This is a genomic window from Brevibacillus fortis (assembly GCF_003013395.1).
Taxonomy (GTDB): domain Bacteria; phylum Bacillota; class Bacilli; order Brevibacillales; family Brevibacillaceae; genus Brevibacillus; species Brevibacillus fortis.
This window is the reverse complement of the sequence record NZ_PXZM01000003.1, coordinates 350733-363443: the sequence shown is the minus strand read 5'-3', so window position 1 is coordinate 363443 and position 12711 is coordinate 350733. Positions and strand designations below refer to the sequence as shown.

The following is a 12711-nucleotide window of genomic DNA, read 5'->3' as shown; positions in this document are numbered from 1 at the left end:
AGAAATGAATCCTGTCATGGAAGCAAAAATCGATACAATTTTTGATCAATGGCGACAAGGTGTATGTCCAGGTGGTCAGGTTTTGATTAGAAGAGGTAGCGAAATCATTTACGATAAATGCTTCGGTTATGCGAATCTTGAACATAAGCTTCCCGTAACAGGTGACAATGTTTTTCATGTGGCCTCCGTTTCCAAACAAATAACGGTAATGTGCATTTTGTTGTTGCAAGAAGACGGCAAGCTCGCGATTGACGATGATATCCGCGAATACATCGGTGATCTCGTAGCATTTCAAGAACCCGTTTCGATCCGGAATCTGATGAACAATGTTAGCGGAATCAGGGATCAATGGGAATTGCTCATGATACAAGGGGTCAGAATTGATGACACCATTACACAAGAAGATGCGAAAGGCGTGATTCGTTCACAAACGGACTTGAATTTTCCGCCTTTATCTCGCTATATGTACAGCAACTCCAATTTTACCTTGCTCGCAGAAATAGTGGAAAGAGTTGCAGGCCAAACATTGAACGATTTTGCCAAAGAGCGTATTTTTGGCCTGTTAGGCATGGAGCATACATGCTTCAAGGATCGGTATTGGCAAATCGTTTCGAACCGAGCAGATTCCTATAGACCCAACGGAACAGAATTTGTCCATGCTGTCTTAAACTATGGAACATATGGCGCAACCTCTCTCAATACGACTGCGACTGATTTTATGAAGTGGATGGAAAACTTGAAAACGCCAGTCATTTGCAAACAAGAGACACTTCAGCTGTTATTTGCATACCCAATTCTTTCAGACGGGACGATTAGCCATTACGCAGGAGGTCTTTCCGTAGACGATCCGAATCAGCATGCGGGCCGTCCCTTTATCAGTCATGGCGGTGCTGATGCCGGCTTTAGAAGCTATATCGTCCGCATGACAGAAGATGATCTCGATATCGTTCTTTTTAGTAATACGGAAAACATACAGCTTGAAGTCGCAGCCGAAAAGATCGCGGCGATCGTAATGGGATATGAAGAGGAAACAAATCAAGAAGTGGTTGATATGCCTGATTTTTATACGGAAGATTTTGATGAAAATGACGCACCGGGCAAGTATTATACAAAAGGTGATGCGCCCATTTTAGCAGACATCGTAAAGAAAGACGGACAATTGTACATGCTTCAAGAATATGGGGCTGTGCTCCTCGTTCATAAGTATGGAAATTGCTTTGAAGTCGGCCCGTTTGAATATGAGGTATTTCTTGGCAAACAAGCAGGAATGCGTTATGGTGCGAGAGACATCCCGTTTGAAAAATGGCGGCCTACATCCAAAAGCAGGGAAGAACTAGACCGATATACGGGGAAGTACAGATGCACAGAACTGGAAACAACGTATGAAGTGATAGAAGAAAACGGACTGTTGTGTCTATCTCACCGCAGAAATGGGAAGCATCCACTCGTGCAAACAGCTGATGATGAATTTATCACAGGTGGGGGAGAAAATTTGGTGGCTTTGCGCTTAACATTTACAAGAGGGGCAGATGGGACTGGAAAAGGCTTTGAGCTTTCAACGGGCAGAGTAAAAAATATCGCCTTTTCCAGGCAAGACCTATTCTCGTGCGTAGAGTCGTAACATGAGTCGACAAAAAGTTCTCGCTTCGTGTATTTATTTCGCGTCTTTAAATGACATAATATTTGTTATGTAAACAAATTGAGTACTAATAAAAACGTAGTAAAGCCCGGATCACTCCTCCGGGCTTTTGTTCATTTATTTCAAAGAGTCTTCTGCGTCTTGAAAATAATAAACGTGGGCCTTCTTACTTCTGAAATCTGATGTGGCTGCAAGAGGAGTCCTTCTGGTGTGCAAGTCGGCTCGATGATCTCTTGCAGGGTAAGCCCCGCCTGAATTAACGTATTGACGGCAGTAGACATGGAGCGGTGGTAAAAAAGAGCCTTTCTGCCGTTCATCATGTGCATTTCTCGTTCTCCGTCCTCCAGATAGTTGTCCAACGGCCAGAAATGCTTATTACCTTCTTCGTCACGTACCCAACCCTCGACCTGTTTGCGAGCGGTAATATGCGGATGGAGTGTAGAGTAAACGAAATATCCTCCACTGCGCAAGGCGCGGCTTACTTTGTTGATCACGTGCTCATAGTCATGAACATAGTCCATAACGAGAGAGCTCGTGATGAGATCGTAGTCATGATCGGCAAGCCCCACGTCCTCCAGGGAGCCATGTAGATACTGAATGTTCTCATGACGGTTATTCGTCCGGGCATACTCCAGCATGTTGTGAGAGAGGTCAACACCAATCACTTCACGTGCGCCTTGTTCTACACAGTATCGAGCAAACTGTCCGCCACCACATCCAAGGTCGAGTACACGCAATCCTTTTAGGGAGGGGAGACAACCGCGAAAGGCGGGCTGTTCGATCATATCATTTTCCGACTCACCGGACAGACGGAGTTTTTGATAGTCCTGGTAAAAATCCGGTTGATCATATAGATTTTGTTTCATCCCATACCACCCGTTTCTATTTTTTTCGGATTCCTATTATGTATAAAAGAGGAAGATGATGTCAAGATTCGTTTAAAATGATTGAAAATGAGAGCAGGAGTTTGCCTTTTTAACGAGAATAAGTGAGAGACAACCTATTTTTGCGATTCCGTCCGCATTGCTGTGACGGTTTTTTTCTGTAAGGAGATTTGGTTTCGGCAATTTTTGGCGAGACTGAAATCGAAGGAGGGATAAACGTGGACCAAATACTTCAATTGATCAAAGATTACTGGCCGATTGCGCTAGGTATCATACTCATCATTATGGCTGCCCAATGGGTGGTGCGGAGCATTATTCGAATTATTTCACTCGCCGCTATTATTGGTGTTGTGCTCGTGTTGTTTTTCCAATTCAGTCCTGAAGAAGTGATTCAAATGGGACGTCAAGCTGCCGTAGCTACACAGGAAGTCGTCGATAAGACGATTACACCGGTATTGGACAAAGAGCTTAAGGATGCCGATATTTCCTTCAAGGAAGATGGCACCTATGAAGTGAAGACAACGAGTATTCGTATCGTAGGCAAAAAAGGCGAATCCAAAGCGACTGTCTATTACAAGGATGAGGAATGGGAAGTAAATATCGGTCAATTGAGCAAGCTATTCCAGGACCGACTCGGGAAAGCGGAGCAAGAGAGCAAGACGATGTAGAAAGGGAAAAACGCATGGGCCTGAATAGGTCTCATGCGTTTTTTGCTGGATAGGCGAGTACTTCCTCTACGCTGTGGACATATTCGGAGCTACACGCAGTCGAGTTGCTTGCTCATAAGCGTAGGCAAGGCGAAGGAGAGTAGGCTCCTGGAATGCCAATCCCGTCAGCATGATGCCAAATGGCTTGCCCGCGGAAGTATAGCCGGCAGGAACCGTAATCGAAGGGTAACCCGCCTTGGCCGGGATAGCATAACCCGTACTGCCGGGGTACAAGAGTGCATCGAGTTGATGCTCCTTCATGACAGCAACAAGACCTTGTTTCTGTGACATTTCCAAATTGAACAGGCGATTTGCCAGATACTCCGGCTCTGTCAGCGTACCACTTGTTTGCTCGGATTCTTCCAGCAGCTCCTGCCCATAAAGCAGGGCTTGTTCCGCATGTGCCCGATTAAAAGCAATGACATCCTGTAGGGAGCGGATCGGGTAAGAGGCTGGTAAGGTTTTTAAGTACGCGTTTACACCGACCTTGAATTCATGCACGAGAACATGTCTGTCCCAGTCCGCATTTTCTGTCGGAATGGTAACGGCATCTATGACAGTTGCGCCAGCCTCTTTGAGTTTTTCAATAGCCGCTTCATACAAGGCGATTTCTTCGTCTTCGCACTCAGCCAAAAATCTGGAGCGTACAACGCCGATACGCGCACTCTGCAATCCATCTGCATGGAGGAAGGGGAGGTAATCGGTATGTGTAAGACCATCGCTTTTTCCTGTCACCGGATCATTTGCATCTACACCAGTTAGGGAGCCAAGCAAAATAGCTGCATCTGCCACGGTTCTCGCTATGGGTCCAGCTGTGTCTTGGCTATGGGAAATCGGGATGATACCCGAACGGCTGATTAAACCAACAGTAGGTTTGATTCCCACGAGCGAATTGTGCTCCGCTGGGTGGAGAATCGACCCGGAAGTCTCCGTACCGACTGCCACAACAGCAAATCCTGCGGCAATCGCAGCAGCAGAACCTGAGCTAGACCCGCCTACATCGAGTACACCAGGGCCATATGGATTCAATACTTGTCCACCGCGCGAGCTGTAGCCATCTGGCATGTCATTGGAGACAAAGTTAGCCCATTCGGTAAGATTTGTTTTCCCTAAAAGGACGGCACCTGCTTCTCGAAGCTTCGCCACAACAAATGCATCCGCAGAAGCAAACGCATCCGATAGAGCAAGAGCTCCTGCCGTCGTGTGCATCTTGTCAGAAGTCGCAATGTTATCCTTGATCAGTACAGGGATGCCGTGAAGCGGCCCGCGACTGCCTGACACCGTTCGTTCCCGATCGAGGGACTCTGCGATCGCCAGTGCATCTGGATTCAGTTCACTAATGGCATTGATTCGGATGCCTTGTTTATCGTAAGTGGCAATTCGCTGTAAAAAGGCGAGCGTTAATTCACGGGAAGTTGTCTGTCCTTCTGTCATTGCAGTTTGCCAGTCGAGAATGCTCGTATCATGAATCAACGACATAATGTATCCCCTTTTTCGAATGATTTGATTTTTATTATAGTACCAAATTCAGGTAAAGGGAAAGAGAGGGGAGTGTGAACCTTTTGCCTATAAAAAAACAAGCTGACTCTATGAAAGAATCAGCTTGTTCGTACGTGTATGATTAAGCGTTTGATCCAGCAGCTTCCAGCTTCGCTGTTTCTTCCGCTTCTACATAACGGTTGCGAGGGTGCTCGCGGCATTCGTCGGAGCAAGAACGCTTGTATTTTGTCTCACATTCTGGGCAGCAGAAGTGCTGTTTGTTGCAGAATGGGTTCGCGCAGTTGAGATAACGGTCTTCAACGGTACCGCAGTAATGGCAACGACCGATGACGACGTCTTCTTCTGTATGGTTGATCGGTACGGAGATGCGCTCGTCAAACACGTAGCACTTTCCATCCCACAGACGTCCTTGGACTTCCGGATCTTTTCCATACGTGACAATCCCGCCCTCAAGATGGTAAACATTTTCAAAACCTTGTTGCAGGAATACACCTGTCAGCTTTTCGCAACGAATACCGCCAGTGCAATAGGTGAGGACTTTTTTATCCTTGAATTGGCTCATGTTTTCACGAATCCACTCAGGGAACTCACGGGATGAATCCACTTCAGGGCGAATCGCACCACGGAAATGTCCCAAATCGTATTCGTAGTAGTTGCGACCGTCAAGGATCACGACGTCTTCTTCCTGCATCATTTCGTACCATTCTTTTGGATTCAGATAGGTGCCGACTAGTTTATTCGGATCAACATCCTCCTCCAAACGCCAGGTTACAAGCTCTTTTTTCGGGCGCACAAACATTTTTTTGAACGAATGTTCTTCCGACTCATCTATTTTAAACCACATATCACTAAAACGTGGATCTTTTCGCACATATTCCATGTAGGCGTCGGTTTGTTCAATCGTACCGGATACGGTTCCATTAATGCCTTCCGGGGCTACGATAATCCGCCCTTTCAGCCCGTTATCCTTGCAAAATTGCAAGTGCTCGGCTGCGTACTCCTCATAATTTTCAATAGGAGTATACTTGTAATACAACAAAATGCGATATGGTTTTTGTACTTGCAAGGTACAATTCCACCTTTCTTTTTCAATTGTGATTGTTAGATGCAACGGTGATTATATCACATTCCATTGTTAAAATCGCTGAAAAAGAAAGGGATTTGTGAGGCTTTTATGAAATTCTGTGCTTCTTGCTGGAAGTGGACGCATCTTGTACACTATGAATGGTATTCAGTTGACAGGCTATAGAGGAGAGACATTACATGAACATGACAAATGAGCGCCTGGTTACACAGGTGAAAATTAAAAAGCTCCACCAAGACGCCGTGATCCCAGCGTATGCGAGAGCAATGGATGCGGGCTTTGATCTGGTCGCGGTAGAGGATACATTGATTGCCCCTGGACAATCCGCAAAAGTTCCAACTGGTTTGGCGTTCGCGCTTCCAGAAGGATTTGAATTGCAAGTGCGTCCTCGTTCCGGGATCAGTGCAAAAACTAAGCTGCGCTTGTCCAATGCACCAGGGACTGTTGATGCAGGCTATCGCGGTGAAGTATGCGTACTGATCGATAACATTCGGATCGCATCCGGAAAAAGTGGCCAGGTATGTCTGGGCGCTGGCGAAAACGAAGTAACTGTTGAACAAGAAGTCGATGCACATAGCTACTTGATCAAAAAAGGGGATCGGATTGCACAGGGCGTGATTGCAATCGTTCCAGTCGCGCAATTTGAAGTAGTCGATGAGCTGGATGAGACGGAAAGAGGTGCGGGCGGCTTCGGCAGCAGCGGTATTAAGGGCTAAGGGCTAGTGCATATGTAGTGAAAAGGCAAGACCCCTGATCATACGTCAGGGGTCATTGTTTTGGTCACGCCCTTATCCTTTGGAGGATAAAAACTGCTGAATTCTCGTAAGGTCGTCATCGGTCAGCGAACGTCCATCTGCTTTGACGAATACGCAAGGTCCATAGACCCAGTCTAAAAACCCATCTGATGTGATGGGGAAATTATTTGCTTGTACCCCGCGCGCATCTTCATTCACAACAAGGGAGATTCCCTCTAGATGGTCATCCTCCACTACCTCGTAATCACCACCCACCAGCTCCTGTAATTCAACCGTCTCAGCGATTTCACGAACAACTGCATGTTCATGCGGAAGCTTTACGTATACCGTAGTCAAGCACAATCACTCCTTCTGTCACCCATCATAACGTATAACCAATGAATTGTGCGATAGGGGAGGATGCCTGCTGGCGTGTTGGTTATCCTATGGTTGAGAATGTAAGTAGGGTCCGCATTTGGATACTTTCAGCCTGAGGGGACATTCTGATGAATATTGTGACCGGTAAACTCTATTGGCCAGAAACATTGCCAGCCCCACTCCGATACCCCTCTCTAACGGAGGACGTAAAGTGTGATGTACTGATCATTGGTGGCGGTGAGGCAGGTGCGCTCGTTTCCTATTATCTCAAGCAGCATGAGGTGGATGTAATCCTTGTGGATAAACGGAGGATTAGTGAAGGCAGCAGCAGTGCTAACACGGGTTTGCTGCAAATATGCAACGATAAGACTTTGACCGCTTGCATCCATTCATTCGGTGAACAAAAAGGGGGGCGTTTTTACGAGCTGACGCGGCAGGCAGTTGATGAATTGGAACAAATTTCTGGGCAGCTAGACCTGTCTCCAGATTACATAAGGCGTGACAGCTTGTACTATGCCAGCGAACCAGCGGATGCGGAGAGCTTGCGGACAGAGTACCAGTTATTGAAGAAGTACGGCTTTCCCGTAACGTATTTTGAGCGACCAGATATAGAAAAGCAATTCTCCTTTTCGAAGGAAGGAGCTATTTATTCCAAGGGAGATGCGGAGCTCAATCCGTACAAATTTGCCAACGGTGTGATCGCCCACTCTGTGAAAAAAGGGATGCGTGTATACGAAAACACGGAAGTCGTCCATCAAAAAGTGCAGGATGGAGGGCTTTTGGTCTATACCAAAAGTGGGCACACAATCAAATGTAGGCGTGCCGTTTTTGCCACTGGCTACGAGGCACAATCTATGAAGCGCAATGCCAATGCCGTGATTTCCAGCTCGTTTTCCATCGTAACCAATCCAGTAGATGCGTTTCCGGGCTGGCCGAAAGCATGCTTAATATGGGAAACAGCCCGTCCATACCTGTATATCCGTACTTGTCCGGATGGGAGAATCATCGTCGGAGGACTTGATGAGCCGTTGAAGGACTTAAAAAAGAGTGATGCATCAAGTCTGAAGAAGCGCGATCATTTGCTTGCAAAAATTCAAGAGTTATTTCCACAGATTCCAATGCGAGCCGAATATTATTGGGGAGCGACTTTTGTCGATACCCATGACGGACTCCCGCTGTTTGGGGAGCAGGAAGGCTATCCGCATTGCTTGTTCACGCTAGGCTACGGAGGGAACGGAACCGTCTATTCGACCATCGGCGCGCAAATCATCAGTGATTTGATTACAAAAGGAAGTCATTCAGACGCCGATCTTTTTGCTTTTGACCGGAGGAAATATGCCAGTGCTACAGTCTGATCGAAAACAGCTTTCCCATTCAACGGGAAGGCTATTTTTTTGAAAACGGGCGTGCCCAAATTTGCTGGATGGGCAAGTATCATTTGAACGTGGCCTACCTGCCCAGCATAGGGTAGATGGAAATAGCGTTGACAGGATTAAAAAGGCAGGTATAATCATCAATAACATAGTATTCCGAGTAAAATACTATAGATTAAGAAGAGGAGTGAGGGTGAGCTGTATGAAAACCACGAAAGGCAAGGTCCACACGATCCTGCAACGCGTAGGAATCGTTGCTTTGGCAGCTGCTATGGCAGGCTGCTCGGCATCTGCACCAGCAGAAACAGGTAATGGGGCAGCGGCCAGCAACTCAACGGTAGAGCTGCTCAATGTATCCTACGATCCGACGCGAGAGTTTTATCAAGATATCAACAAGGAGTTTGCCTCAGAGTGGCAACAAAAGACTGGTCAAACAGTGACGATCAAGCAATCACATGGCGGTTCAGGCAAGCAATCCCGTTCCGTCATGGATGGTTTGGAAGCAGATGTAGTCACCCTTGCCCTCGCCTATGATATTGACGCGCTTGCCGAACGAGGTCTGATTCCTGCCGAGTGGCAAAAGAAGCTCTCGGACAACAGCTCGCCTTACACCTCCACGATTGTGTTTCTCGTGCGCAAAGGCAATCCGAAGCAAATCAAAGATTGGGATGATTTGATCAAGCCTGGTATCTCTGTGATCACACCGAACCCGAAAACTTCTGGGGGAGCTAGATGGAATTACTTGGCTGCCTGGGGTTATGCCCTGAAGACAAATGGGGGAGATGAAGCGAAGGCACAAGAGTTCGTGGCACAATTGTTTAAAAATGTACCCGTCCTCGATTCTGGGGCACGTGGTTCGACTACTACTTTTGTCGAACGTGGCATTGGGGATGTGCTGATTGCATGGGAAAACGAAGCGTATCTCGCTGTCAATGAACTAGGGAAAGACAAGTTTGAGATCGTGAATCCATCCTTGAGCATTTTGGCTGAACCGCCTGTCACCATCGTTGACAAATACGCTGACAAGCATAAGACAAAAGAAGTAGCAGAAGCATACCTCCAGTTCCTGTATACGAAAAAAGGCCAAGAGCTCGCAGCCAAGCATTACTACCGCCCGCGTTCGCAGGAAGTGCTCCAAGCACATACACCCGCATTCCCCGAAATCAAATTGTTTACCATCGATGAGTTGTTTGGTGGTTGGACGAAAGCACAAAAGACTCATTTTGCCGATCAAGGCGTCTTCGATCAACTTTATAAACCATAGACCTACACTTTCCTCAGAGGAGTTACCTTCATGAGAAAATCACTGAGCACAAGAGGGTTTTTGCCAGGCTTTGGCATGACCATGGGCTATACAATCATCTACCTGAGTCTTCTGGTGCTGATCCCTCTGTCTGTCTTGTTTTTAAAAGCGTCGACCATGAGTTGGGAGCAATTCATTGGGACGATCATGGATACGAGGGTCCTTGCCTCCATTCGTGTGAGTATTATGACTTCTTTCTTTGCGGCTTGTCTGAATGCGGTGTTCGGAGTCTTGGTGGCATGGGTGTTGGTTCGGTATCAGTTTGCGGGGAAGCGGATCATTGACGGCATTGTTGATCTGCCATTTGCTTTACCTACCGCTGTAGGCGGGATTGCCCTGACTTCTATCTACGCTGAAAATGGCTGGATCGGGCAGTACTTGGCGGAGTGGGGGATCAAGGTAGCGTACACCCCCATCGGCATATGGGTCGCACTAACGTTCATCGGTCTTCCTTTCGTCGTCAGAACCGTCCAGCCTGTGTTGCAGGATTGGGATTTGCAAATGGAAGAAGCAGCGGCTACGTTGGGCGCTACCCGATGGAATACATTTTGGCGTGTGGTTTTGCCGCATCTGTTACCGGCGATCATTACGGGTTTTGCGCTCGCCTTTGCCAGAGCACTGGGAGAGTATGGCTCTGTCGTATTTATCTCCGGGAACATGCCGCTGAAAACAGAGATTGTGCCCCTTTTGATTATGACCAAGCTGGAACAGTTTGACTATGCAGGCGCTACGGCAATCGCAACCGTCATGCTGGTGATTTCCTTTGTCATGCTTTTGATCATTAACTACTTGCAATGGAAAATCAATAAATTCGATGCGGCCCGTTAGGAGGTATCACGTATGAAGCATTTGACGGAGCCGGCCTATATTCGATGGACACTGATTATCGTGGCCTTGCTCTTCCTCGGCTTGTTTTTGATCCTGCCACTTGTTGCTGTATTTACAGAAGCGTTTCGGCAAGGAGCAGGGGTGTTCGTGGCGTCCATTACAGATGAGGAGACGTTATCCGCTGTCAAGCTCACCTTGCTTGTCGCTGCGATTAGCGTACCGGTGAATGTGACGTTCGGGATCGCGGCTGCGTGGGCAATCGCCAAGTTTTCGTTCCGGGGTAAAAATGTGCTGCTTACCTTGATAGACCTGCCATTTGCCGTGTCTCCAGTAATTGCGGGTCTTATCTTTGTCCTCTTGTTTGGGAGTCAAGGCGTGGCGGCGCCCTTGCTTGCGGCATGGGATTTCAAAATTATTTTTGCGGTACCAGGTATCGTACTCGCGACGACCTTTGTTACCTTTCCGTTCGTCGCTCGTGAACTGATTCCCGTCATGGAAGCACAGGGAAGAGACGAGGAGGAAGCAGCAGTCTCGCTCGGAGCAAGCGGCTGGAAAACATTTTTGCGCGTCACACTGCCAAACGTAAAATGGGGGCTCCTGTACGGGGTCATTTTGTGCAACGCCCGTGCCATGGGTGAATTCGGTGCTGTATCCGTCGTTTCCGGTCATATCCGCGGCATGACCAATACGCTCCCGTTGCATGTGGAGATTCTCTACAACGAATATCAATTCGCTGCTGCCTTTGCGGTAGCCACCTTGCTTGCTGCCTTAGCCTTGGTAACGCTTATTCTGAAAAGCTTGATCGAGTGGAAAACCGAGCGGCAGGCAAAGCTGGATGAGGAACAACACTACGACGTGACAGGAGAGAGAGCCGGATGAGTATCGAGGTAGTGAACATAACGAAGTCATACAAAAGCTTTACGGCGCTGAAAAATGTGAATCTGCATATTCCGGAAGGCGAACTTGTAGCTCTTCTCGGGCCTTCCGGATCGGGAAAGACGACGCTTTTGCGTCTCATCGCTGGACTGGAGCAACCACAGGAGGGGAGCATCCTCTTTCACGGAGAGGATAATACGAACCGCGACGTGCGTGAGCGGCAGGTGGGGTTCGTTTTTCAGCATTACGCCTTGTTTCGGCATATGAACATTTTTGACAACATTGCGTTTGGGTTGTCCGTACGCTCCCGGAAAACACGACCGAGCAAGGAAGAAATCAGTGAAAAGGTTCATTCGCTTCTAAAGCTCGTTCAGCTAGAAGGGCTCGCGCATCGCTATCCCTCACAGCTATCCGGTGGGCAGCGCCAACGTGTTGCATTGGCAAGGGCGTTGGCGGTGGAACCAAAATTTTTGCTGCTGGATGAACCGTTTGGCGCTTTGGATACGAAAGTGAGACAGGAGCTGCGTCGCTGGCTCCGTCATCTGCATGGAAAGCTTGGGCTGACGATTCTGTTCGTCACGCACGATCAGGAGGAAGCCATGGAATTGGCGGATCAGGTAGTTGTGATGAATGAAGGGCGAGTGGAACAGGTAGGATCGCCCGAAGAAATTTATCATCATCCGGCGAATCCGTTCGTGTACAGCTTTCTGGGGCGGGTCAATCTGTTTCACGGACGAATCCAAAATGGCAAAATCAAGCTCGGCGAGGCAGAGTTCGAGACCGATTGGAAGGATAAAGCGGTGGAGGCTCCCGCTGTCGGATACATGCGGCCACATGACGTAGAGATTTCGTTGCGCCCGTCTGAAGGGAAGTCTGCCAGATCTGTTCAGGCCGTGATCAATCATATTTCCCTCTTAGGTCCGATCGTTCGCCTTGACCTGAAGCGTTTGGACACGGATGAGGTGTTTGAGGCAGAGATGAGCAGGCAGCGATTTTTGGAATTGAACGTAGAAGAGCAGAGTATCGTTAATGTGACCTTGCACAATGTATCGATCTATGTGGAGTCACAGCCTTTACAGACACATCCTCCTGCCCTCGTTCCGTTGCAGGCCAGTGTTTGATCCGATTGATGGCAAATAAACCGGTCTGCACATGCCGCAGGCCGGTTTTTGATTGAGGCACTCTCTACTCGCCACGTTGCTTGGAGCGAGTCTGTTCTTTGCTAATTGTGTTCGATCTACGGGTTTGCGAAGGGTTTTCTTTCTTTCCCATCTCATTTTTGACACCATTGTGCTTGGACATTTCTTAAGCCTCCTTCCCACTGGATTGCCATGGTAGTTTTCCCTGTCCAACTCTTTTTCATGAATCAGCTATTTTTTGCTGTGCACAAAAATCGTTTACCTTT

12 protein-coding genes are annotated in these 12711 nt (G+C 47.9%); 8 read left to right on the top strand and 4 right to left on the bottom strand.

Annotation, left to right across the window (positions count from 1 at the left end; translation table 11 throughout):
• The first annotated feature begins 4 nt into the window (after positions 1–4).
• Positions 5–1621, top strand: a complete 1617-nt coding sequence (locus C7R93_RS03315; protein WP_244191445.1) for a serine hydrolase domain-containing protein — start codon at positions 5–7, stop codon at positions 1619–1621.
• A 140-nt stretch (positions 1622–1761) separates the two neighbouring features.
• Here C7R93_RS03315 and C7R93_RS03310 read toward each other — a convergent pair whose 3' ends face one another.
• On the bottom strand, positions 1762–2505 hold the full coding sequence (locus C7R93_RS03310) for a class I SAM-dependent methyltransferase (protein WP_106837454.1): 744 nt from the start codon (positions 2503–2505) through the stop codon (positions 1762–1764).
• A 236-nt stretch (positions 2506–2741) separates the two neighbouring features.
• On the opposite strand from C7R93_RS03310, the gene C7R93_RS03305 reads away from it, so the two are divergent.
• The gene (locus tag C7R93_RS03305) at positions 2742–3191 is read left to right on the top strand and encodes a hypothetical protein (protein ID WP_106837453.1); all 450 of its coding nucleotides are present in this window, start codon (positions 2742–2744) and stop codon (positions 3189–3191) included.
• 66 nt (positions 3192–3257) lie between these two features.
• Here C7R93_RS03305 and C7R93_RS03300 read toward each other — a convergent pair whose 3' ends face one another.
• The gene (locus C7R93_RS03300) at positions 3258–4709 is read right to left on the bottom strand and encodes an amidase family protein (protein WP_106837452.1); all 1452 of its coding nucleotides are present in this window, start codon (positions 4707–4709) and stop codon (positions 3258–3260) included.
• Between the two features lie 142 nt (positions 4710–4851).
• Positions 4852–5796 carry an oxygen-dependent tRNA uridine(34) hydroxylase TrhO gene (trhO, locus tag C7R93_RS03295; RefSeq protein ID WP_106837451.1) on the bottom strand — a complete coding sequence of 315 codons (945 nt, stop codon included), beginning with the start codon at positions 5794–5796 and terminating at the stop codon, positions 4852–4854.
• Between the two features lie 197 nt (positions 5797–5993).
• Here trhO and dut point away from each other — a divergent pair, with 197 nt between their 5' ends.
• Positions 5994–6530 (top strand): dUTP diphosphatase, encoded by a 537-nt coding sequence (dut, locus tag C7R93_RS03290; RefSeq protein ID WP_106837450.1) that lies wholly within the window; start codon positions 5994–5996, stop codon positions 6528–6530.
• Positions 6531–6602: 72 nt separating this feature from the next.
• Here dut and C7R93_RS03285 read toward each other — a convergent pair whose 3' ends face one another.
• Positions 6603–6905: a DUF3846 domain-containing protein gene (locus C7R93_RS03285; protein WP_106837449.1), complete on the bottom strand. Its 303-nt coding sequence runs from the start codon at positions 6903–6905 to the stop codon at positions 6603–6605.
• A 149-nt stretch (positions 6906–7054) separates the two neighbouring features.
• On the opposite strand from C7R93_RS03285, the gene C7R93_RS03280 reads away from it, so the two are divergent.
• From C7R93_RS03280 to C7R93_RS03260, 5 genes are all read left to right on the top strand, one after another.
• Positions 7055–8281 (top strand): NAD(P)/FAD-dependent oxidoreductase, encoded by a 1227-nt coding sequence (locus C7R93_RS03280; protein WP_106837448.1) that lies wholly within the window; start codon positions 7055–7057, stop codon positions 8279–8281.
• A 220-nt stretch (positions 8282–8501) separates the two neighbouring features.
• Positions 8502–9563: a sulfate ABC transporter substrate-binding protein gene (locus C7R93_RS03275; RefSeq protein ID WP_106837447.1), complete on the top strand. Its 1062-nt coding sequence runs from the start codon at positions 8502–8504 to the stop codon at positions 9561–9563.
• 30 nt (positions 9564–9593) lie between these two features.
• Positions 9594–10430, top strand: a complete 837-nt coding sequence (gene cysT / locus C7R93_RS03270; protein ID WP_106837446.1) for a sulfate ABC transporter permease subunit CysT — start codon at positions 9594–9596, stop codon at positions 10428–10430.
• A gap of 12 nt (positions 10431–10442) precedes the next feature.
• Complete coding sequence (gene cysW, locus C7R93_RS03265) at positions 10443–11309, top strand: sulfate ABC transporter permease subunit CysW (RefSeq protein WP_106837445.1); 867 nt, start codon at positions 10443–10445, stop codon at positions 11307–11309.
• A complete protein-coding gene (locus C7R93_RS03260) occupies positions 11306–12427 on the top strand; it encodes a sulfate/molybdate ABC transporter ATP-binding protein (RefSeq protein ID WP_106837444.1) in 1122 nt (373 codons plus the stop codon). Before cysW ends, C7R93_RS03260 begins: the two co-directional genes overlap by 4 nt.
• Positions 12428–12711: the final 284 nt, after the last annotated feature.